Raw genomic sequence first — 23,529 nt, 5'->3', positions numbered from 1 at the left:
ATAAAAAGGGACCTCCGATTATTGGAGGTCCTTGTTCATTTTAGCAAGTATCAATGCACCTTCTGAAGGATTTGTGTAAGGCTCTAGTATTTTTATTTGATTTTTCGATTTTTCTTCAATTTTACTTATCAACTTATCACCTAAGTTAAATACTCCACCTGAGTATGATACTTTTACTTCATTATCAAAATCTAAACCTTTTATGATAGAATCAATTACTAGATCTGACTCATATGCAATTTCTTCTAGGAGACTTTCACAATAGCTATCTTTTTCTTCAAGTCCTTTGGTAAATACTTTTGATAGGTCTGCTATTTCATCCCTTTTCATATTCTCAGCAAGGTCTATGATTTCCATATCATTATCGAGGTTTAATCTTTCCCTGATAAGGTCATATAGGACAGTTTTAGTAGCTCTTCCATCACTCATTTTTGTAAAATGGTTTAAAATCTTAAGTCCTATATAATATCCACTTGCTTCATCTCCTAAGAGAGGGCCCCAACCGCCAGATCTCATTGAGTTTCCTTTTTCATCAACTCCATATCCGATTTGTCCTGTTCCTAATACTAGATTTATACCTGGTTTAGCATTTAAGCTTCCTGCCCAACCATTTACACAATCATTAGCTACAGTAAACCTGTCTGATCCGATAGCTTCTCTTATTCCTTGGTCAATATAGGCCTCTGTATCTGGATATTGGCCGTAACCTGGTGCTGCGACAAAAGTATAGGAAATCTCTTCTGGTTTTATTGAAGCTTCCTCACATACTTCTCCCACACCTAGTTTCATTATTTCAAAAAACTGTTGTTTACTTATTTGTTTGGGATGGATGGTTATTTGTTTGGACTCATACCTTTCTCCTTCTACATCCAAGAGAAAGGCCGTTTTTGTTCCACCTCCATCTACTCCAAGGTAAATATCTCTCATCATTTTCTCCTTAACCTAACCTATCGTTTACTTATTTTTTAACTATTCTCTTTCTTGTATCTAGGGCAACTGTTAAGATTATTAGAAGTCCTTTTATTATTATTTGTACATAAGAGTTAAGTCCTATGTATAAGAGTCCGTAGTTTATTACTTGTAGGATAATTGATCCTAAAACTATACCAGGTATTGTTCCTATACCACCAGAAAATGATACTCCACCTATTAGACAAGCTTCGATAGCGTCAAGGTCGTAGGCCTCTCCTGTAGTTGTAGTTACAGAACCAAGTCTAGGCCCTTCTAAGAAACCTGATAGACCGTACATGATACCAGAAATGATGAAAACTATCATTATTGTTCTAGTTACATTTATACCTGATACTTCTGCTGCTTCTGGGTTTCCACCGACAGCAAACATGTTCTTTCCTAAGACTGTTTTATTCCAAATAAACCACATCACAACTGATGCTATCGCAGCATAAATTATAAGATATGGAAATTGAAGTTCAGTTCCTGGAATAGTAAACCCACCTCTTACCAAATTGGCATATTTCTCATCGAAACCACCAATTGGTTGTGGACCGTAAGGGTTCGCTGCTATAAATAATTGGAGGATACCAAATATAGCAAGTTGTACACCAAGTGACGCAATAAAAGCGTGAAGCTTTAGGTAAGCTACACCAAAACCATTGAAAGCTCCACATAGCGCTCCTATTGCAACAGCCGCAAATAGACCTGCAAGTATTGATGGTTTTTGAATATTAGGGAAGAATTTTTGAGCAAAGTCTGGTGATTGAAGAAGAGCACCTGCTATCGCTGCAGTAAAACCAACAATTCTACCAGCTGAAAGGTCAGTTCCAGCAAGGATTAATAATCCTCCAGTTCCTAGGGCTATGAAAAGTCTCGTAGCTGTTTGAGACAAAATGTTAATTATATTTCTTGGATTTGTTATAAAAGTCGGATCAACTATAATTATTCCCACAATAAGGGCTGCAATTATAATTATCAGAGCATTGTTTAATATGAATTCCTTAAAATTGAATTGCTTCTTATTTGTGTTTTCCATAATTCACCTATACATATTTAGCCTGTAAGGCCATGATTTTTTCTTGAGTCAAGTTTTCGTCGTTATCTTCTATTCCAGCAAGCTTGCCATTACTCATTACCATAATTCTATTGCAGATCATTTGTAGCTCTGCCATTTCGGATGATATGAATATTACAGATTTTCCTGCACTTGCTAGCTCTTCTATTAGTTTGTAAATCTCGTATTTTGCACCTACGTCTATTCCTCTAGTAGGTTCATCTAAGAGCAAGACCTCTGGGTCAGTCAATAGCCATCTACCAATGATGACCTTTTGTTGGTTACCACCTGATAGATTCATTATTTTAGTATGTTGACTAGGTGTTTTAACCTTCATAGATTCTATAACTCTATCGGTATTTTCTCTAAGAGCCTTGTCGTTTACGACACCATTTTTGGCGTAGGCTTTGATATTTGCTATAGTAGAGTTAAATCTAATGTCTGCGTAAGGATAGATTCCTGTTGCTCTTCTTTCCTCGGTTACTAAGGCAAACCCATTTTTAATGGCATCTTTTGGGCTTTTGTTTTCAATCTCTTTTCCGTGAAGGATTATTTGTCCACTTTGTTTTTGTCTAATTCCAAAGATAGTTTCGACAAGCTCTGTTCTTCTTGAACCAACAAGACCTGCAAGTCCTAGGACTTCACCTTTTCTTAGGGTAAAGCTTACGTCATTTGCCGATGGCTTATATTTTCCAGTCAAGTTTTTAACTTCAAGTAAAATCTCATCTCTTACGTATTTGTCCGCATTAAAAGTCGTTGCGTCAAGCTTTCTACCAACCATGAGTCTTATAATCTCATCTTTGGTCAAATCACTCGCTTTATTTTCTGCTATAAACTGGCCATCACGCATTACAGTAACATAATCAGATATAGATAAAATCTCTTCCATCTTATGAGATATGTAGATAATACCAACACCTTCATCTCTTAGTTTATTTATAATCTCAAATAATTTATCTACTTCATTTTCGGTAAGCGAGCTTGTAGGCTCATCTAAAACTAAGATTTTGGCATCGTATGATACTGCCTTGGCAATTTCTATAAGCTGTCTTTCTGCAACTGAGTACTTGCCTATTATTTTTTTTGGATCAAAATCAAGACCTAATCTATCAAAAAGATCCTTGGTTTCTTTATACATTTTCCTTGAGTCAACTAGCCCATGTTTAACAGGAAACCTACCAAGCATGATATTTTCTGCAACTGATCTCATAGATACTTGGTTAAGCTCTTGGTGAACCATTGCCACTCCACTATCCAAGGCATCTTTTGTTCCTTTATAAGAAACTTTTTCTCCATCTATGTAAATATCACCACTATCAGGAGTATAAATTCCAAACAAGCACTTCATAAGAGTAGACTTGCCTGCACCATTTTCGCCCATCAAAGCGTGAACCGTTCCTTTTTTTAGGGTAAAATCGACCTTATCTAAAGCCTTAACTCCAGGAAAAGTTTTGGTAATCCCTCTCATTTCTAATAAATTGCTCATAACTTCCTCTTTATAGTATTACAGCCTATATAAGTGACTTATATAGGCTGGGTTTTTTTATTATTTACCTGTGTAAATTTGATAATCAATTCTAATTGATTTTTTATCTTCACCTAGTTTGTATTCAGTTCCTTCAATGAAATCTTCCTTTTCTAGTCTGTTTTTCATTGTGTCTACTAAAGCTTTAGCCATTCCTTCAGCATCTTGTTTAACTGTTCCTGCCATAGTTCCTTTGTCAATTTCTGCAACTGCAAGATCTGTCGCATCAACACCAACTACAACCATGTTATCTTTTGATGAACCTGTATTCATACCTACAGCTTGAAGAGCTGAAATAGCACCTATTGCCATTCCATCGTTGTTAGCTATAACTGCATCTATATCGTCTTGGTTTGTTTGTAGCCAAGTATCCATAGCTGTTTTTGCCTTGTCTGTATCCCATTTTGCATCTTGGAAAGCAACTTCATTTACTTTAACTCCATTTTCTTCTAGAGTCTTAACAGAAAATTCTGTTCTAGCTTGAGCTTCTGGGTTATCAAGTCCACCATTAAGCATTACATAGTCCAAAACTCCGTTACCATTTCTATCCATGTCACCTTTTTCCCAAAGGTCTTTTAGGATTTCCCCTTGCATCTTTCCTGCTTCTGGAGCGTCTGTTCCTATAAACAAGAAATCTTTCAAATCTTCTTCTGTCATAGATTCTGTCATATCTCTGTTGAAGAAAGTTGTTGGAATACCACTAGCTTTTATAGTAGACATAGCAGTTGGAGCTGCAGATATATCAACTATATTCATAAATATGCCATCTACACCTTGAGCTATGATATTGTTTAGTTGGTCTGTTTGGGTTCCTTGGTTGTTTTGACCATCTTGGAATACTAGTTCGATAGAATCATCTTCTTCGTCAATTTTTTCTAGTTGTTGACGTACTGATGCTATGTAAGTATCAGATCCATTGTAAAGAAGAACTGCTATTTTCTTTGCTTTGCCATCAGATTTTTTCTCATCTTTAGATTCTTCTTTTCCTTCTGTTGCATTAGCTTGATCTTCTGTTTTTGTTTCTTCTTTGCCGTTATCAGCATTGTTGTTGCCACCACAAGATGTAAGGCCTAAAGAAAGTGCCATAACTAGTGCAAGTCCTGTAATTTTTTTAATATTCATAACTTCCTCCCTTGAATATTGTAACAAACGATTTCCTTATATTTATGATTATTGTGCAAATCGTTCTAGGCAAGGGTAGATATATATTCCCCTGCTATTCTACTCCAAATATAACCTATAAAAGAAATTTTGTCAACTTTTTCTTACAAAAACAAACATTCAAATCATAAGATTCGAATAATGTATATTTGTAAATAATAATGTTTTCCTAAATAAATAAGGATTTCAAAATTTTATCAACTATATTCTTTAAATTAGGAAAAGTATTCAAATGCCTAAGTTAAAGCCAAATATAATTTCTCATAAAACTTTCAAAATCCTTAGTTTTCGTTTTTTATAAAATTTTATTTATTCTTTCTTTTAACTTCCTCGTGTCATTTTCTACATCATCACTATCCATTATAGCCCTAACAACGCAGATTCCATCTACATGGGAGTTCTCAAGGACATCGACATTGTCTATATTTAATCCACCAATAGCGTATACATCTATACCCACACTTTTCTTTATTTCCTTTAGGGTTTCTACACTAGTTATTTTGGTCTTGACATGGGTTTTAGTTTCAAATATCGCACCTACTCCCAAGTAATTTGCGCCTTCATTTTGAGCAAGGGTCGCTGCGTCTACAGATTTGGCGGTTGCTCCAATTATAGCCTTATCACCTAGAAGTTTTCTAGCTAATGCTACTGGCATATCGTCCGCCCCCAGATGAAGCCCAACCCCAAGTGCCCACGCTAGGTGAGCCTTGTCATCTATTAACATAGGAACATTATATGAATCGCAAAGTTTTTTTACTTTTTTCCCAAGCTCCAGTATTTCGATATCTGTTTTTCCTTTCTCTCTTAGTTGTAGTATATCGACTCCTCCTTTTAGAGCACTTTCTACCCTTTGGAGAAATTCTTCTTCACTATGCTTATCAGAGTTTGTCACTAGGTAAAGTTTTTTCAAAATATAATCTCCTTTACTTTTGCCGCTTTTATAATATCCTCATCTTTGATCGTTGCAACCCCATCCATAAGATTCACAAAAAAAGTATATAGCCTATCTGTATCAGAAATCTCTGCGGCAATTTCTAATATGAGAAGTCCTAAAACACTTGCTGATACAGGATCTTCAACTGCCATAAAGCTTGATATAATACCTGTTAGCATACATCCTGTTCCTGTGATTTTGCTTAGGTTTTCTACTCCATTATCTACTATTATATATGAGTCAGAGCCTACAATTAGGTCAGTTTTTCCTGTAATTAGGATTGTAGACTTATATTTTTTAGCTAAATCTCTCGCTTCTTCGGCAATTTTTCCTATATTTTCTTTTTCTATTTTGTCAGCTTCTCCTACATCTATACCCTTTGCTTGAGATTTACCCAAGGCAAGGGCCCTTATTTCTGAGGAGTTTCCTTTGATCAAATCAAAGCTATTGGTATCCAAGAGTTTCTTTGCGAAATTATAACGCAAAGTGGAAGATCCTACCCCAACCATATCTATGGCAAGCGGTATAGCTTTCTTGTTGGCAGTAGATGCGGCAAGTTCTATGGCTTTCATTCTCTCACTAGTTATATTTCCTAGGTTTACACTGAGAGATGATGATATACTTGTTATCTCACTTACTTCTTCTGGGTGGGCTGCACATATTGCCTTTGCCCCCAAAAAAAGAATAGAATTTGCAAGCATATTTATGGCTATAGGGTTTGTTATGGCATGGATAAGCGGACTTTCTTCTCTTAATTTTTCTCTAGCTTTTAGGATTTGCTTTAGATTTTTCATAGACATTTACTCCCAAGTTTTCTTGTATTTTATATAAAACTTTTGATTTTTGCAAGGTCTTTAGAAAGATAAAGGCAACAGTTCCACCTATTAGAGTCGCTATTAGAAAACTTGGCAAGTAAAAATACCAAGTGATATCTCCCTTTCCCCACAAAAGTTTCATTACAGGATAAGATGCTATAGATCCTATGATACCAGTACCTACTACCTCTCCTATTACACATGCGAGTATTGACCCCTTGCTTTTTCTATACAGAAAACCTGAGAGAAAAGCTCCAAAAACTTGACCCGTTATAGCAAGTGGAGGTATGCCCATGAGGGTCATTCTTATTGCAGCTGTGATAATTGCATTGGCTAAACTATACCAAGGACCTAGAAACACAGAGCAAACTACATTTACAAAGTGAGCTGTCGGAGCGAATCCTTCAAATCTTAGGATAGGTGAAATCACAACTCCGATTGCCACAAACATCGATAATGTAACAAGTATCAGTATTTTTTTCTTATTCTCCATATTCTCTCCTATAGGTCGATGTAATCTGTAAATACAGGAGTCATGCCAACTTCTTTTAAATCATCACAAGTTTCGTTAGTAGAACGTGAATCATCAATCTCAAATTGCTCGTCGCCCTCATCTGTACTTTTCTTAGACCTGTGGCCTATAGAAGTATCGACTGATGCAGATATCTTAGTTGCTGCATATTGAACAGCTAGATTTCTAAAGTCCTTAGATTCTCTAGTGGAAAGAGTAATAGATGCAAATGGCAAAAATATCCTTATGGCAAGCATTATCTGGAAGAACTTCTTATCATCTACTAGATTAAAATTTAGACTATCATCTGCTCCATGAGTTGGTCTAATCCTCGGTAGAGAGATAGCAATTTCTGCGTGGGGATATTTTTTCTGAATTTCTTTTGCGTGCATAGCAAGCTTGAAGGCCTCTTCGATTGGATCTCCAAGTCCAAAAAGCGTTCCAAATCCAACTCCTCTAAAACCTGCCTTTAACGCTCTTTCTTGGGTGTCAAACCTATAAGGAAAACTTCTCTTGTGCCCATAAGGATGGTAATAATCGTAAACTTCTGGATTGTAAGATTCTTGGAAAACTGTCACAAAATCAGCCCCAGCTTCTCTTAATATCTCATAATCAGAAACATTAGCAGGGTAAACTTCTATACCTATCACCTTAAAATATTTCTTGGCAATCCTACAAGCCTCTGCTATATATTCAACAGAAGAAAATTTTTTAGATTCTCCTGTTAGGATCAAAACATCTTCTATGCCTGTTTTAGCAAGAGCCTTCATTTCTTCTTCAATTTCATCGTATGTTAATTTTGCTCTTTTAATATCACTTTTAGCTCTAAAGCCACAATACCTGCAGGAGTTTTCACAGTAATTTGCTATATAAATTGGAGAAAACAGGCACACATTATTACCAAAATATCTTATCCTCTTATCCTTTGCGACTCTTGCCATGTCTTCTAAATATTCTAAGCCAGTATCACTTAAAAGATTGTAAAGGTCTCTCTCATTTAGATCAGATGCCTTTAGACTGCTGATAACATCCGCTCTGCTTACCTCAATTTCCTTAACTTCTTCGAAAGAATTCTTAACCTTATCTTTTATATCTGAGTCGATTATATCCATTTCTGGAAAATAATCATTTACACTTTTAATATTCATATCAGTCAAAGAAATCCCTCAATGGAGAAGATGGATCTGCTCCTGATTCTAAAACTCTACCTGGCTTTGCAAGGTAGGCTAGTCTTCCTCCTTCTATTCCTAGCTTAAAGGCTCTTGCCATTATATTTATATCGCTAGCACTTGCTATTCCTGTATTCGCCATAATAGCAGCTGCTCCCATTTCCATTGCCTCGGCTGCTTGACTTGGAACTCCAATTCCTGCATCAACTATTACAGGAAGATCTATTTCATTTATTATAATTTTGATGAAGTCTTTGGTAGCTAGACCCTTGTTAGATCCGATAGGACTTGCTAGAGGCATAATCGCAGCAGCTCCCGCATCTCTTAAGTCTCTTGCATAATTTAAATCTGGATACATATAAGGTAGGACTACAAAGCCTTCTTTTGCTAAAACTTCAGTTGCCTTTAAAGTTTCGTGATTATCTGGGAGAAGATATTTGCTATCTCTCATGATCTCAATTTTAACAAAATTGCCACAGCCCATTTCTCTAGCTAGTCTTGCTATTCTTATGGCTTCATCAGCATTTCTTGCTCCAGATGTGTTTGGGATAATAGTTACATCTTTTGGTATATAGTTTAAAATGTTTGCCACATCTTTGGTGTTCGCCCTCCTTAGAGCCACTGTAATCATTTGAGATCCTGCTGATTTTATGGCAGCATCAATTAGTTCTGGTGAGTATTTACCCGAACCAAGTATGAATCTTGATTCAAATTTCTTATCTCCAAGTATCAAATAATCCTTATTTTCCATCATATTCTCCTTTTATTATTTTTACAGCATAAAGTGCCTCAAGACTTGCAATAACCCCTACATAAGGTAGGTACAAGCCAGATTCTGGACTCGATGTAAAATCTCCAATCATAGTCACATTGTCTATTTTTTTAATTTTTATATCTTCCAAATCTCCAAGACCAGAAAGACCTGAGCCTATAATTAATTTCTTGTCTTTTTTCCCTAAAAAATAGTCAAAAACTAGGCTTTTCATCTCCTTTTTATCAAAAGCTTCTATGAAAATGTCTGTCTTTTCACTTATTTCATCTAGGTTATCCAAAGAAACATAAACTTCATTAGCGTAAATCTTGGTGTAAGGAATAGTTTCATGAATTTTCTTTTTAGTTTGAAGTACTTTACTCTTTCCCAAATCATCCTGATCGTAATTTTGCCTATTTAGATTAGAATATTCTACCTTGTCAAAATCATACAGATAGATAGTTCCAACTCCGCACCTTGCAAGACTCATGGCGATATTTGATCCAAGACCTCCGCAACCTAGGATGGATACAGAGGCGTCCTTTAAGATTTCATTTACATATGAATCTTGTCTTTTAAGAATTTTATCTCTCAAATCAACCCCCTCCTACAAAGGAAAACACTTCAACTTTTGATCCATCTTCTACAATAAACTTTTCAAAGTCTATTTTCTTTACAAGTTTTTCGTCAACTTCACAAGCTAAAAAATCCGGGTCAAAATTATTTCTTATAAGAAAATCTCTCAAAGTTTCATTTTCTACAAACTCTACCTTCTTATCATTTATAGTAAGCATTTATTCACCCCCTCAAAAAAAGGCACAAAAAGGACAACCATACCCGAGGTGGTATGCCCCTTCAGTGCCAATATCATCACAAGTTTATTAAATTATAGGGTTTATCTATTGCCTTTCAAGCATAAAAATAAGACCCCATCTAGGGGTCTTTAAACTTTCACTTAATCATAGCTTTCTTACGCAGGTTTTAACCTAACAAGTTTAAAGGGTTAATGGAAATTCCATCTCTCAGCTAAATTGCACCCCTAGCTGCTTATATTATAAAACAATTCATGATATTTTTCAATTATACTTAGGTATCAATCTGTCTAAACAAATAAAACCCCTAGATTCTAGGGGCTAAGTCATTAATCTTTATATTTTTTGTATTTTGTATAGGCATTTGCAGCCATCATTATAGCTGCTAGTAGGATAAGCCAAGCAAAAGTTCTCTGTTTTTTAAACTGAAGGAAAGTTAAAACAAAAAGCAAGATTGCAGTTACTAAGCTTGTTATAAATTCTAGCCTATCGAAATTTTTCTTATCCATATTAAATAGTTTGATCTAGTGTTTTCCAAGATAGAAGTGCACATTTTACCCTTTGAGGCATGTTTTGGATATTCTTGAAGGCTACTGCATCTTCCAATAATTCCAACTCCTCATCTGTTACTTCTTCTCTTTTGATCATTCTAACATAGATATCAGCAAGTTTTTTCGCTTCTTCTTTAGTTTTTCCAACTATGATATCACACATAACGCTAGTTGCAGCTTGGCTTATGGCACAGCCATCTCCTGTAAAAGCTGCCTCTTTTATTATATCTCCATCCATCTTTAGTTGAAGAACTATTTCATCTCCGCAAGATGGATTGTGGCCTGGCTCTTTGATGTCTGCATCAGCTAGGTCGTGTTTGTTGGCTTGATTTCTTGAATGATCTAATATTATTTGACTGTATATTTCTTCCATATTCATTATAAGCCCATCACCTTTCTCACATTTTTCAATTCTTCGGCAAAAATCTCAGCCTCTTTTTTTGTATTGTAGATAGAAAATGATGCTCTAGCTGTTGCTGATACACCTAGGTATTGGTGAAGTGGCATAGCACAGTGGTGACCACTTCTTACAGCGATTCCCTTGCTATCTAATATCGTCGCTATATCGTGAGGATGGATATCTGTAAAGGTAAAAGATATTACAGATCCTGCTCTTCCATTTTCTGGATAAAAGATTTTGATATTTGGTATATCTTTTATCAAATCATAAGCGTATTTAGTTAGTTCATGTTCATAGGTAAATATTTCATCCATGCCTATTTTTTCTATATATTCTATAGCAGCCTTTAATCCTATCACTCCTCCGACATTTGGAGTTCCAGCTTCAAATCTTAGGGCTGGTTCTTGGTAGGTTGATTCTTGCTCATAAACATATTCTATCATATCTCCACCAAGGTTAAAAGGTTCAAGGTCTTTTAAAAGCTCGTATTTACCATACAAAACTCCTATCCCCATAGGTGAGAACATCTTATGACCTGAAAAAGCTAAGAAATCACAATCTATATCAGAAACATCAGTTTTTACATGTGGGATAAGCTGAGCTCCATCGACTATAGATATTGCTCCAACTTCATGGGCCCACTTGGTGATTAGTTTTGAATCTATTAGCTCACCTGTTACATTGCTTGCGCCTGTGATTGATACTATCTTAGTATTTTCGTTAATCTTACTTTTTAAGTCATCATAGTCTAAGCTATAATCATCATTTAGGTAAGCATATACTAATTTTGCTCCAGTTTTTTTGGCTACCATTTGCCATGGAACGAGGTTAGCATGGTGGTCAAGGATACTAATTAAAATTTCGTCGCCTTCATTTAGATTGTTTAATCCATATGAGTAAGCTAGAAGGTTTATTGCCTCTGTTGTTGATCTTGTAAATACAATCTCACTCGCTTTATTAGCATTTATAAACTTTCTTACAACTTCTCTCGTTTGTTCGTAGGCTTCTGTTGCCTTCCAACTTAGAAAGTGGGCTCCTCTATGAGGATTGGCGTTTGAATACCTATAATAATCTGCTACTTTATCTATAACATATTCTGGCTTTTGACTTGTAGCGCCTGTATCTAAATAGATGACTTCCTTGCCTACCTTTTCGCTATTTAGGTAAGGAAAATCAGCTCTTATTTCTTCTACATTCATAAATCTATCCTTGTGTTCATGTGGTGAACTTTTTCTTTGATAGAAGCTCTTAGGTTTTCATCTTCTATTTTATCAAGAGCAGGTGCGAAGTTTGCCTCAAGCATCATTGCCTCAGCTTGTTTTTTGCTAAAACCTCTACTCATTATATAAAATAGCATTTCTTTGTTAAGTCTTCCAACACTTGCTGCGTGATTACCTGATACTTCTTTTTCCTCATTAAGAAGAACTGGAGCAGATTTGTTGATCACTTCATCTGATAGCATCATTGAGTAATCTCCAATCTTGCCATCAGCCTTGCTGCATCCTCTTCTTAGGTCAACTATTCCCTTGAAGTTCTTTTCTGCCCTATCTTTTAGGGCACCGTTAAACATACAAGATGAATCTGTGTCGTTGCCAAAGTGTTCGTTTGTAGCTAATAGGTCAAGGAAATCATCACCAGATTTAAAGTAAACACCATTTTCTATTACTTGAGATTCTTCTCCCTTTAGTATATTGGTAATATTTACTAGAGATTTTCCAGCACCTACTTCGATGTAAGTTACATCAAGGATTGCCCTATCGTTAAGATAGGTTGCTATTGAGTTGATATTAATTGCTTTTTCATTTAAGTTTGTTACTACAACAAGTTTTACAAAGCTGTCTTCTTCAAGTCTTGCATTAATCCTTGAGTTTAGGTAGATGTTATCTGATCCGTCATCAAAGATACTTACAAGGAAAGAAGACTCGCTAGATTTCTTGCTATTGATATCTATATTTGATACTAGGGTATTATTTTCTTTATTTAGTTCTAAGTTAATAAACTCAGTTTCTTTCTTGCCGTCGATTTCAAAGTCTAGACCAAAGTTAAGGTAATCTTTATTTTCCTTATTTGAAATATCTGAAACTCCGATCTTGTATCCTTTGAAAGTTTCTTCTACTTCTTTTATACCTGTCGCAGCCTTTTCTTTGAAATAAGGTTTCTTTTCTATATTTTCTATGCCAACTTTTTCCTCTTTTAGGTAATTTAAACCAAGAGTAGCCCAAGTAGGCATTCTCATTTCGTTAATTCTTGCCATCAGCCGTTTGCTCCTTCTAGTTCCATATCGATTAGGTGATTCATCTCTACAGCATATTCTAGTGGAAGTTCTCTAGATATAGGCTCAGCAAATCCTCTTACAATCATAGATTTTGCTTCTTCTTCAGGAATACCCCTACTCATTAGATAGAAGATTTGACCTTGGTCGATTGAACCGATTTTTGCCTCGTGACCGCAGTCTACATCATCATTTCTAATATCTAGAACAGGGATTGTATCTGATTGAGATTCTTCTGAAATCATTAGGTTTTCGCAATCTACTGTTGATCTTGATCCAGCTGATTTTTTCTTCATTTGAACAAGAGATCTTGTCATGCTCTTACCAGATCCAGCTGTGATTGATTTTGTCAAGGCTGTTGAGTAAGTATTTGGGGCAAGGTGAATCATAGAACAACCATTGTCTATATATTGACCGTTTGATGCAAATGTTATACCAGTGTATTCTGCACTAGCACCTTCTCCTACAAGAACACTTGTTGGGTAAAGCATAGACACCTTAGATCCGAAAGAACCTGATACCCAAATTACCTTTCCACCTTCTTGAACGATGGCTCTTTTGGTGTTTAGGTTGTACATATTTCTTGACCAGTTTTCTATTGTAGAAAATCTTACCTCAGCATTTTTCCCTACGAAAATCTCTACAGAACCTGCGTGAAGGTTAACTACGTTATATCTTGGTGCAGAGCAACCTTCTATAAAGTGAACCTTGGCATTATCTTCTGCAATAATCATAGTGTGTTCAAACTGACCCGCTCCTGGAGCATTTAGCCTATAATATGATTGAAGCGGAATATCAACCTCAACTCCTTCTGGAACATAGATTAAAGATCCGCCTGACCAAACTGCTCCGTGAAGGGCTGCATACTTGTGAAGTGTTGGAGGGATTGCCTTTTGGAAATATGCCTTTACTATATCTTCATGCTCTCTAACAGCAGTAGAGAAATCCATAAAGATAACCCCTTGATCAGATAGGTGTTTTTGTATAGAATGATAAACTTCCTCACTATCGTATTGAGCACCTACACCTGCAAGAGATTCTTGTTCTGCTTGAGGGATTCCAAGTCTATCAAAGGTATCTCTTATATCTTCTGGTAGAGCTTCCCAGTTAGATTTCTTGTCTGATTTTGGCTTAACATAAGTTGTAATATCATTCATATCAAGCTCAGATAAATCTGGTCCCCATGAAGGATTGTCTATCTTTTCATACAAAGCAAGAGATTTTAGTCTCCTTCTTCTCATCCAATCAGGCTCATTTTTCTTATCAGAAATCTCATTAACAATATCTGCATTTATACCCTTATCGGTTATATCTGCATATTCAAATTCATTAAAGAAGTCGTAGTATCCTCGATCTAGCTCCTTTAGTTGATCTTCAATATTAATTTCTTTCATATTACACCCACTCGTATCCTTCTTCTTCGATCTTATCCATTAGGCTATCATCACCAGTTTCTTGGATTTTTCCATCTTTTAGGATGTGAACATAATCTGCCTTAATATTTGCCAAAAGTTCTCTATGGTGAGTAATGATAATTACTGCATTATCCTCTGTTAAGAAGTCCTTTATTCCCTTGCTTACAATCCTTACCGCATCTACGTCAAGACCTGAGTCTGTCTCATCTAGGAGGGCAAGTTTTGGATTTAGCATCTTCATTTGAAGGATTTCTGATTTCTTTCTCTCACCACCAGAAAAACCAACATTGACATATCTATTTGCATAGTCTTCTGAAAGCTTAAGATCAGCCATTTCTTTGCCAAGCTCTTTGTTAAAAGCAAGGATAGATGGTTTCTTGCCATCTTTTTGCTCTTTAGATATTCTTAGAAAATCATTTAGCTTAACTCCAGGGATTTCGTCTGGATGTTGGAAACTCATAAATATACCACGTCTAGCTCTCTTGTCTACTGATTCATCTGTAATATCTTCTCCTTCAAAGAAGATCTTTCCATCTGTAACTTCATAGACAGGATTTGCCATAATAGTATTCATTAGGGTGGACTTACCAGATCCATTTGATCCCATAACTACGTGAACTTCACCCTTATTTACTTCTAAATCTATACCATCTAAAATCTTCTTATCTCCAACGGAAACGTGAAGATCTTCTATCTTTAATAAATTAGTCATAGCTACCTCTTTTTCGTAAATTATTTTAAAAATCTATTTAAAGTATACTCTTTTGCTAGGGATTATCAAACTTCCCTCATATCAATTTACCCTATTTTGTAATACTTTTAAACATATCTAAGTCTAAAATTGACCACAAAAAAACGAGCTAAATTCTTAGATCGTTTTATGTAAAAATTATTCAATTATTTAATAATCTCCTAATTTGTTCTCAACTAAATCAATGAGTGAATTGACTGCATCTTCTTCGCCATCGCCATCAGCTTTAATCACTATCTCATCGCCTTTAGAAGCACTCATGCTAAGAACTGACATGATAGATTTAGCATTGTAGCTTCTACCAGCTTTAACAACTGTAATATCACATGGGAACTTAACGGCTTGTCTGATAAAGATAGATGCTGGTCTAGCATGTAAACCTATTTCATTAGAAAGTGTTACTTTTTGTTCGTACATAGGTACCTCCTTTTCTATAATCTATTATTATATTACTAGTTTTTATTAAAAAATGCAAACGTTTTTGGTATTTTTATTAATTATTTAAAATCCAACAACCTTAGAGCGATTCAAGCTTTCCTTAGGTTTTCCCAAACAAAAAAAGCGGCAGATAAGTATCTACCACTTTTATTACTCTTCTCTTTCTGAGAATTCTTTTAGTTTGCCTAGGGCTTGATTTTCTATTTGCCTAATTCTCTCTCTAGATAAATCATAAATTTTGCCGATTTCTTCCAAGGTTTTTGGTTTTTCGTTATCTAGACCATACCTATATATAATTATTTGTTTTTCTCTATCGGTTAGTTGGTCTAAGGCCTTTAATAGGAAGTTTTCCATATCTTTTTCAAGAATAAGCATATCAACTGGAGTTGATTCATCTCCTACCATATCCATTAGCTCATCACCTGTCGAATCCTCACTGTCTAGGTTGATGTTTAAGGATGTTGAGTTCACTTGATTTCTATTGATTAGGAAAAGATCGTCAGCTTGTTTTTTATCGATTCCTTCATTTTCCAAAATCCTATAAAGTTCTTCATCACTTGCTTCAGGATTAGCCTTTAGAATTTGTTTTAATTTATTTAATTTCAAATATTTTCCCGCAGGTATTCTTATAGTATGACCTTCCTTGTTTATTGCCTTTCTTATGGCCTTATCTATCCACTTGTAGGCATAGGTTGTAAATTTATATCCTAAGGATAGGTCGAACTTTTCAGCTGCACGGATCATTCCAAGCATGCCGGATTGAACCAAATCTTCAAGGTCTAGGTCATTTCCATGAGATCTAAAGAAATATGAGGCTCTAGACCTAACTAGTCCTTGGTTTTTTTCTACAAGAGCTGCTAGAGCATTTTGATTGCCTATTTGAAATTGTTCTACTATTTGTTCATTGGTTAGATCTGATAATTTCATCATATCCTTGCGTTTAATTGGGGTTATAGATGTATTGACTCCACTTTTATTTCTACCAATAAATTCATCATCGTCTTCTTCATCTTCCTCATCGTCAGTTATGATATCAATTATTTCATCTTTTTCTTCTTGCGATAGTCCCTCAAGAATTGTATAGATTTCCTCTTCACTCAAGTCCTCTGAGTTTAGATATTCTTTTAACTTCTCTAGGGTTTGTTTATCTTTTAAATTTATTTTATCCATTTTACCACCCATTTGAATTTATTTACCTAATTTTCCAAATCTTCCTTTATTTTGTCTATGATATCACTTACCTTCTCAGATATAGGGAAAGTTTTGAAGTTTTGGTTGAAGTCCTCTTTCCTTTGTCTTTTAATCTTCGATCTCATAGTGTTTAAGTCGCTCCTAAGCTCAAGAGCGGTAACCCTGCTTGCCCCTTTACCTGAGGCTTGGGTTTGAACAGCACCATCGTCAGTTACTACCTTGATGTTGTGATGTCTATCTGTCTTTGCTAGTTGTCTTTCTATATAGGTATCAGCCGTTTGAAATCTTTTAGTAAAGACAATTTTCATTCCATATTTTTCGATTATAGTTTCTTTTATCCTATCGAGATTGTAAGCGTCAAATACTATTACAAGCTCTTCTCCCGATAGAGATTTATATTCTGCAAGCTCTTCTATTAGTAGATCTCTTGCATCAGCTAAATTTTCTTTGGATAAATCCTTCAAGTTGGGCCATTTGTTTATTACATTGTATCCATCTACAAAGGTTATGTTTCTTTTAGTTAAAGCCATTTTGTCTTAATAGCTCATACATGGAAATTCCTGCTGCTACTGATGCATTCAAGCTATTAACCCTTCCTAACATTGGAATATTTACAAGCATATCACAATTGTCCCTTACAAGTCTAGATATACCAGATCCTTCATTGCCAACAACAAGTCCAACTTTACCTGTCAAATCTGCCTTATCTATAGAAGAATCCGCCTCTCCTGCCAAACCATAAATCCAAAATCCTTTATCTTTCAAATCTTTTATAGATCTAGTTAGGTTTTTTACCCTATAGACTTTGATGTTGTTTATGGCACCTGCACTTGTTTTATAAACTGTGCTTGTTACAGATGCTGATCTTCTTTCAGGGATTACTACTCCATCAAAACCAAAGCTTTCTGCGCTTCTTATTATAGCACCTAGGTTGTGAGGATCTTCTATTTGATCTAGGATTATAAGTCTTTTTTCATCTGATAGATCATCTAAGCTCTCATACTTAAAAGATTCAACTTCAATCATCACACCTTGGTGGTTTATATCTATCTTATCAAAAAATCTCTTATCTACAAAAGATATTTCAATATTTTTTTCTTCGAGCTTTCCTATAATTTTGTTTACTAGCTTGGAGTTTTGTTTTAAAATATAGGCCTTATAGATTTTAATATCAGTATCAAGTGTATCTAAAACAGGTTTTCTGCCGTATATCTTATCCATTAGCTAATCTCCCACTTGACACCTTCTCTTGTGTCTTTTATTGTAATACCCATAGCTGTTAGCTCATCTCTAATCGCATCAGCTGTGGCAAAGTCCTTATTCTTTTTGGCAAGAGATCTTTTTTCTATAAGCTCTTCTATTCTTTCAACATCTACATCAGCCTCTTTTTTCTTAGCAACAAGTCCCAAACTAGCAAATAGATCTTTGTATAGGTCAAAAGTTTTTTCTAAAACTTCTTTGGAAGTAGTCTCAGAAAGCTTTGTATTTATAAACTTAGCCATATCAAATAAGACTGTTATAGCATCCGCTGTATTTAAATCATCATCCATAACTTCGATGAAGTTTTCCTTAAACTTATCTAGGTTTTCTAAAAGATTTTTCTCTTCTTCACTAATAGCTTTCTCCTCTGCCTTAGCTATTAAATCTTCTAACCTAAAATATGCATTAGTTAATCTATTTAGAGATGCTTTGGCTTGCTCTATAATCTCTCTTGTAAAGTTAATTGGTTGTCTGTAATTAGTTGTAAGTAGCCAAAATCTAATTACACCTAGGTCATATTCTTTCTTTATATCATGTAAAGTAAAGAAGTTTCCCAAGGATTTACTCATCTTAGTTCCATCTACTTGAATCATGCCGTTATGCATCCAGTAGTTGGCGAAGGTCTTTTCGTTTAACCCTTCTGATTGGGCAATCTCATTTTCATGGTGAGGAAACTCTAAGTCCTCTCCACCTGCGTGAATATCTATAGTTTCTCCTAGGATTTTCTTACTCATAGTTGAGCATTCTATATGCCAACCAGGTCTACCTTCTCCCCAAGGAGAAGACCAGCTGATTTCGCCTTCTTTTTTGGTCTTTTTCCAAAGAGCAAAATCTACTGGAGATTTCTTCTTAGATCCATCGGCAGTATCTAGTCTATTGCTTGCTCCATGAACCAAGTCTTCTATATTTTTACCTGAAAGTTTGCCATAATCATCTGCCTTTGAGACATCAAAATAAACATCTCCTTCTGATTCGTAGGCCATATTTTTATCCACCAAGCCTTTGACAAAGGCAATTATATCATCCATAACCTCGGTTGCCCTTGGGTGGATGGTATTTTCTTCGTCTATATTAAGATCTTTGGCATCTTCCATGTAGGCTTTTATATATTTATCCGTAACTTCCTTGGTTGTTATTCCTTCTGCTATGGATTTGTTGATTATCTTATCATCAACATCTGTAAAGTTTACAACGTATTTTACATCATAGCCTTTTAAGGTCATATAACGTCTAAAGGTATCAAATACAACTAAAGGTCTAGCATTTCCAATGTGCATATAATCATAAACAGTAGGCCCACAGACATACATTTTTATTTCATTTTCATTTATAGGAATAAATTCTTCTTTTTGTCTAGTAAGCGTGTTATGAATTTTCATTAATAATTTTCCTTTACGTAGTTTAGTCTTTCTTTAATCTTTTCCTTGCCCATAATTACAAAAGCATTTGATAGCTCTGGTCCATGAACTGATCCTGTAACTGCAGCTCTAACTGGGAACCATAGGTTCTTGCCTTTGATACCAGTTTCTTTTTGGATTTTCTTCATGATTGTTGATGCAAATTCACTGTCTATTTCGTCAACTTCTTCTAAGTGATTTAGGAAAGAATCTATTAGCTTCTTAGCATCTTCTGTCTTTATTGCTTCAACAGCTTCTTCATCCCAGATCATATCTTCATCTTTTATGAAATAGTTTTTAGCAAGCTCTGGTGCATCTGAGAATTTGTCTATGGCTGATTGCCATGTTGCTGCAAGCAAGTTTAGTTTATCTTCTGGATAAGATTCATCTATTAAGCCTGACTTTATTAGGTAAGGTTTGATTTTTTCTGCTAATTCTTCTACAGATAAGTCTCTTACATAGTGACCGTTTACCCAGTCTAGTTTTCTCTTATCAAAAACAGCTCCTGTTTTATTTACCCTATCGAAATCAAATTGTTCAGCCAATTGTTTCATGGTAAATATTTCTTCTTCACTATCTGGTGACCATCCTAGAAGAGCTAGGAAGTTTATAAGTCCTTCTGACATATAGCCTTCTTCGATGAAATCTTCTACCATTCCATCACCATTTCTCTTTGAATATTTCTTGTGATCTTTATTTAGTACGGTTGGTAGGTGGATGTATTCTGGTGCCTCCCAGCCAAATGCCTCATAAAGGTAAACATGTTTTGGTGTTGATGAAACCCATTCATCTCCACGAACTACATGAGTAATTCCCATTAGGTGATCATCTACTACTACAGCAAAGTGATATGTTGGGAATCCATCTCTTTTTATTAATACTTGATCGTCTTGGTCATCAGTGTTAAAGGTGATTTTTCCTTTGATTCTATCGTTAAAGGTTATGTCACGATCTACAGGTAGTTTTAGTCTAACTGTGTGAGGTTCACCAGCTGCAACTCTCTTTTTAGCTTCTTCAAGTGGGATTGAACGGCAAAGTCCATCATATTTTGGAGTAAGACCGTCTGCTCTTTGTTGGTCACGAACCTTGTCAATTCTTTCTTGAGAGCAGAAGCAATAGTATGCCTTTCCTTCTTCTATAAGTTGGTTTATATATTTGTCATATATGCCCTTTTCCACTCTTTCTGATTGGATGTATGGACCGCAATCTCCTTTTTGAGTTACTTCTCCATTTTCATCAAGCATAACTCCTTCGTCAATCTCGATACCTGACCATTTTAAAGCCTTTAGAAGATTTTCCAAAGCTCCTTCTACAAATCTTGTTCTATCTGTATCTTCGATTCTTAAAAGCATATCTCCACCAGTATGTCTTGCATAGAGGTAGTTAAACAAAGCTGTTCTTAGTCCTCCAATGTGCAAGTAACCTGTTGGTGATGGTGCAAATCTTACTCTTACATTTCCCATATTTTTTCTCCTTAATTATTATTTCTATTCTATTACTATAAATTTATTCCTATAAATAATATATTCTCTTACTATTATATATTAAATCTTAAATTTTTTTAAGTAAAATATAAGTAAATAGATAAACAAAGGGAGAGTAAACACTCCCCCTTATTCCTAACTTATTTGATTATACCACTATATACTCTAAAAATCAATATTGTCAAGATTATAAACTAGCAAAATATATTAAGTAATCCTAACCTTTCAAATAAAAGCTGTCATCATATATAAGTGCAACTGTTGGTATGATAACGCCTCCTATAATATTTCCAAAAAGAACTACCAAAAAGATAGTAATAATTCTAGGACTTATATCCCCTGCCAAGAAGAAGTAGAAACTATCAGCGATCGAATGTTCAAATCCTGACAAGACGAAAGTCATGATAGATATGAAAATCGCAAGATATTTTCCAACTTGGAAGGAATTGTACTTAAACTGATGAGTTGCATTTACTACAAACATATTACAGAAGATCGCCAAAATAAACATACTCAAAAGATTATCAGAAAGTTTGACTGCAACAGATTTTTCCGCAAGTATTCTAAGTCCTTCACCATATCTTGTAAGTAAGATTAGCTTAGCTATAAGGAAAGTTCCGATGAGATTTCCCAGAAGAATTACAGCTAGCCTTTTTATATAAGGTATTCTTTCGTTATAGAAATAATAGCCAACCATTCCTGTAAAGAGGTTATATTCTAAGCTTAGTATTATAAAAAGTGCACCTGCAAAAAGGAAGGCACCGAGAGTTTCGTTGGCTACACTTAGCTTTATGATTCCACCAAAGCCAACTACAACTCCCGCCATTATTCCATAGATAAAATCTTTATACTTCATTCATCTCTCTTTCTATTTGTACATACCAAGTTCATCTAACAGGCTATCTATCTCATCTATGATTGAACCGATAAAGTCTATAGTTTCTTCGATAGCCTTGGTATTTGTCATATCAACTCCTGCTTCTTTGGCAAGATCTATCGGTCCTTTTGATCCGCCCATCTTTAATACTTCAATCCATTTTTCTCTATCGCTGTCACTTCCATTTACAATCTTATCTGAAATAACAGTACCAATTGTAAGACCTGCAGAATAAGTATATGGATAAAGTCCCATATAATAATGAGGTTGCCTCATCCAAGTTAGTTCACTTCCATCGTTTAGTTTTACAGAATTATCCCAGAACTTCTCCAAATTTTCTCTAAAAATCCTATTAAAATCATTAGCTCCGAGACTTTCTCCCTTTTCTATGCATCTATAGACATCCCTTTGGAAGCTTGCCTCAAGAAAATGAGTTACAAAATTGTGGTAGTAGGTTTTTCCAATCATAGTTGATAAAACCCAGAGTCTTTCTCTCTTATCATTTGCTCTATTTAACAAATACCTTTCCATAGTTATTTCATTAGCTGTTGAAGGCGATTCTACAAAGTACATACTCATATCAGCTACAAGTGCCTCTTGGTTGTCGTTTGTATAAATTCCTTGGCAAGCGTGCCCCAATTCATGGGCAAGTGTCATAACTTGGCTCATAGAGTTATTGTAGGTTGTCATTATATAAGGGTGAGAATTGTAAGGACTTGCACAAAAAGCTCCTGTCCTTTTCCCGATATTTTGAGAATAATCAATCCACCTATCGCTAAAGGCTTTTTTTAGATAAGATCCATATTCTTCGCCCAAAGGAGAAAGTCCATCTAAAATATAGTCACGAGCCTTGTCTATATCTACTTCAATCTCATAGCTAGGGTCTATACCAAGTTTTAAATCAGCATAAGTCATTTCGCTAAGACCGTAGTGTTTTTTGATAATATTGGCGTACTTTCTCATATGTGGAGCAAGTTTTTCCATAATTGTATCTAGCTGATTTTCATAAATATCAAAATCAACATCTTGTCTTGCTAGAAGAAAATGAAAAACTGACTCATAACCGCGAATATCTGCTTCTCTTTTTTCATTAGTAATTTGAGTATTATAGACAGAAGCATCTGCATTTTCATATTTTCTTAAAACATCATGATATCTTTTGAAAGCTTCTCTTCTAAGGTCAGTCCTTGGATCTGTTTCCAAATATTCCTCAAAGGTATTGTGGTTTAGAACAATCTCTTCCCCATTATAAGTGAAGTTATCAAACTCCATATCTCCATAACGCATATCATTGTAGTTTTTGTATGGAGCATCAAGTGTTGGGGCAAGCTTTGCAAGCACAGCTTCTGTTTCATCACCGAGAAGGTGAGCTTTCTTCTTTTCTATATTTTCAATAAAATAAGCAAATTCTGGATGCTCATTTTTAGTTTCTTCTAATAATTTCTCGCTAAGTCTAGATAGGTAAGGTTCATAGAAAGAAATAATACCAGAAATATCTGACCCTTCATCAGAAAGTTTGGCATATCTCTTCGCCATAGACTCATCAGTTGTATCAACTTCCATTGATATGCCAGCGAAGGTATATAAATCATCCATAAGTCCAATAATATCAGAGTATTCCTTGAGAGATTTATAGAGTTTTTCTTTAGAATCAATCTTTTTATAATTATTAGAAAAATCTAATGCTTTTTTCTTAACATTTTCTATTTCTTTATAAAAGATTTCATCATTTGCATACATATCCTCTATTTTCCAAGTTTCTTTTAGGTCAACTTCACTTCTTTTTTTCATAATTTCTCCTCTTAAA

At 35.0% G+C, this 23,529-nt stretch carries 25 protein-coding genes and 1 riboswitch; all 25 genes read right to left on the bottom strand.

The window, feature by feature from the left end:
• Positions 1–18 precede the first annotated feature (18 nt).
• A complete protein-coding gene (locus tag E0D87_RS03700; protein WP_130819396.1) occupies positions 19–927 on the bottom strand; it encodes an N-acetylglucosamine kinase in 909 nt (302 codons plus the stop codon).
• A gap of 31 nt (positions 928–958) precedes the next feature.
• Positions 959–1,990, bottom strand: coding sequence for an ABC transporter permease subunit (locus tag E0D87_RS03695; protein WP_130819395.1), 1,032 nt, complete (start codon positions 1,988–1,990; stop codon positions 959–961).
• A gap of 7 nt (positions 1,991–1,997) precedes the next feature.
• Entirely contained in the window at positions 1,998–3,494 is a 1,497-nt protein-coding gene (locus E0D87_RS03690; protein WP_130819394.1) for a sugar ABC transporter ATP-binding protein, read from the bottom strand.
• A 60-nt stretch (positions 3,495–3,554) separates the two neighbouring features.
• Positions 3,555–4,655, bottom strand: a complete 1,101-nt coding sequence (locus E0D87_RS03685) for a galactose ABC transporter substrate-binding protein (protein ID WP_004834732.1) — start codon at positions 4,653–4,655, stop codon at positions 3,555–3,557.
• Between the two features lie 334 nt (positions 4,656–4,989).
• A complete protein-coding gene (gene thiE, locus E0D87_RS03680) occupies positions 4,990–5,604 on the bottom strand; it encodes a thiamine phosphate synthase (protein WP_130819393.1) in 615 nt (204 codons plus the stop codon).
• A complete protein-coding gene (thiM, locus tag E0D87_RS03675; protein WP_130819392.1) occupies positions 5,601–6,422 on the bottom strand; it encodes a hydroxyethylthiazole kinase in 822 nt (273 codons plus the stop codon). The genes thiE and thiM overlap by 4 nt, the downstream gene beginning before the upstream one ends.
• Entirely contained in the window at positions 6,391–6,936 is a 546-nt protein-coding gene (gene thiW / locus E0D87_RS03670; protein ID WP_130819391.1) for an energy coupling factor transporter S component ThiW, read from the bottom strand. Before thiW ends, thiM begins: the two co-directional genes overlap by 32 nt.
• Before the next feature lie 8 nt (positions 6,937–6,944).
• Positions 6,945–8,102, bottom strand: coding sequence for a 2-iminoacetate synthase ThiH (thiH, locus tag E0D87_RS03665; RefSeq protein ID WP_207278257.1), 1,158 nt, complete (start codon positions 8,100–8,102; stop codon positions 6,945–6,947).
• Position 8,103: 1 nt separating this feature from the next.
• Positions 8,104–8,874 carry a thiazole synthase gene (locus E0D87_RS03660; RefSeq protein ID WP_130819389.1) on the bottom strand — a complete coding sequence of 257 codons (771 nt, stop codon included), beginning with the start codon at positions 8,872–8,874 and terminating at the stop codon, positions 8,104–8,106.
• Positions 8,864–9,469: a sulfur carrier protein ThiS adenylyltransferase ThiF gene (gene thiF, locus E0D87_RS03655; protein WP_130819388.1), complete on the bottom strand. Its 606-nt coding sequence runs from the start codon at positions 9,467–9,469 to the stop codon at positions 8,864–8,866. Before thiF ends, E0D87_RS03660 begins: the two co-directional genes overlap by 11 nt.
• 1 nt (position 9,470) lies before the next feature.
• On the bottom strand, positions 9,471–9,668 hold the full coding sequence (gene thiS, locus E0D87_RS03650) for a sulfur carrier protein ThiS (RefSeq protein ID WP_130819387.1): 198 nt from the start codon (positions 9,666–9,668) through the stop codon (positions 9,471–9,473).
• Between the two features lie 156 nt (positions 9,669–9,824).
• Positions 9,825–9,925: riboswitch (TPP riboswitch) on the bottom strand.
• 90 nt (positions 9,926–10,015) lie between these two features.
• On the bottom strand, positions 10,016–10,195 hold the full coding sequence (locus tag E0D87_RS03645) for a hypothetical protein (RefSeq protein ID WP_130819386.1): 180 nt from the start codon (positions 10,193–10,195) through the stop codon (positions 10,016–10,018).
• A gap of 1 nt (position 10,196) precedes the next feature.
• Positions 10,197–10,616, bottom strand: a complete 420-nt coding sequence (sufU, locus tag E0D87_RS03640; protein WP_004834723.1) for a Fe-S cluster assembly sulfur transfer protein SufU — start codon at positions 10,614–10,616, stop codon at positions 10,197–10,199.
• Positions 10,616–11,836 carry a cysteine desulfurase gene (locus E0D87_RS03635; protein WP_130819385.1) on the bottom strand — a complete coding sequence of 407 codons (1,221 nt, stop codon included), beginning with the start codon at positions 11,834–11,836 and terminating at the stop codon, positions 10,616–10,618. Before E0D87_RS03635 ends, sufU begins: the two co-directional genes overlap by 1 nt.
• On the bottom strand, positions 11,833–12,891 hold the full coding sequence (locus tag E0D87_RS03630; protein ID WP_130819384.1) for a SufD family Fe-S cluster assembly protein: 1,059 nt from the start codon (positions 12,889–12,891) through the stop codon (positions 11,833–11,835). The genes E0D87_RS03635 and E0D87_RS03630 overlap by 4 nt, the downstream gene beginning before the upstream one ends.
• Positions 12,891–14,303, bottom strand: a complete 1,413-nt coding sequence (gene sufB, locus E0D87_RS03625; RefSeq protein WP_130819383.1) for a Fe-S cluster assembly protein SufB — start codon at positions 14,301–14,303, stop codon at positions 12,891–12,893. The genes E0D87_RS03630 and sufB overlap by 1 nt, the downstream gene beginning before the upstream one ends.
• 1 nt (position 14,304) lies before the next feature.
• Complete coding sequence (gene sufC, locus E0D87_RS03620) at positions 14,305–15,036, bottom strand: Fe-S cluster assembly ATPase SufC (RefSeq protein WP_004834729.1); 732 nt, start codon at positions 15,034–15,036, stop codon at positions 14,305–14,307.
• 189 nt (positions 15,037–15,225) lie between these two features.
• Entirely contained in the window at positions 15,226–15,492 is a 267-nt protein-coding gene (locus tag E0D87_RS03615) for an HPr family phosphocarrier protein (RefSeq protein WP_130819382.1), read from the bottom strand.
• Between the two features lie 171 nt (positions 15,493–15,663).
• Complete coding sequence (locus tag E0D87_RS03610) at positions 15,664–16,695, bottom strand: sigma-70 family RNA polymerase sigma factor (RefSeq protein WP_004834698.1); 1,032 nt, start codon at positions 16,693–16,695, stop codon at positions 15,664–15,666.
• Positions 16,696–16,709: 14 nt separating this feature from the next.
• On the bottom strand, positions 16,710–17,234 hold the full coding sequence (locus E0D87_RS03605) for a YacP-like NYN domain-containing protein (RefSeq protein ID WP_004834646.1): 525 nt from the start codon (positions 17,232–17,234) through the stop codon (positions 16,710–16,712).
• Positions 17,221–17,925 carry a 23S rRNA (guanosine(2251)-2'-O)-methyltransferase RlmB gene (gene rlmB, locus E0D87_RS03600; protein ID WP_130819381.1) on the bottom strand — a complete coding sequence of 235 codons (705 nt, stop codon included), beginning with the start codon at positions 17,923–17,925 and terminating at the stop codon, positions 17,221–17,223. Before rlmB ends, E0D87_RS03605 begins: the two co-directional genes overlap by 14 nt.
• Positions 17,925–19,343 (bottom strand): cysteine--tRNA ligase, encoded by a 1,419-nt coding sequence (gene cysS / locus E0D87_RS03595; protein WP_130819380.1) that lies wholly within the window; start codon positions 19,341–19,343, stop codon positions 17,925–17,927. The genes rlmB and cysS overlap by 1 nt, the downstream gene beginning before the upstream one ends.
• The gene (gltX, locus tag E0D87_RS03590; protein WP_130819379.1) at positions 19,343–20,824 is read right to left on the bottom strand and encodes a glutamate--tRNA ligase; all 1,482 of its coding nucleotides are present in this window, start codon (positions 20,822–20,824) and stop codon (positions 19,343–19,345) included. Before gltX ends, cysS begins: the two co-directional genes overlap by 1 nt.
• Before the next feature lie 238 nt (positions 20,825–21,062).
• Entirely contained in the window at positions 21,063–21,701 is a 639-nt protein-coding gene (locus E0D87_RS03585) for a formate/nitrite transporter family protein (RefSeq protein WP_130819378.1), read from the bottom strand.
• A 12-nt stretch (positions 21,702–21,713) separates the two neighbouring features.
• Positions 21,714–23,513, bottom strand: a complete 1,800-nt coding sequence (gene pepF, locus E0D87_RS03580) for an oligoendopeptidase F (protein WP_130819377.1) — start codon at positions 23,511–23,513, stop codon at positions 21,714–21,716.
• Positions 23,514–23,529 lie beyond the last annotated feature (16 nt).

The sequence above is a fragment of the Anaerococcus vaginimassiliensis genome (assembly GCF_900626155.1).
Lineage (GTDB): Bacteria > Bacillota > Clostridia > Tissierellales > Peptoniphilaceae > Anaerococcus > Anaerococcus vaginimassiliensis.
The sequence above is the reverse complement of the archived record's forward strand: the minus strand, read 5'-3'. Positions and strand labels throughout refer to the sequence as shown.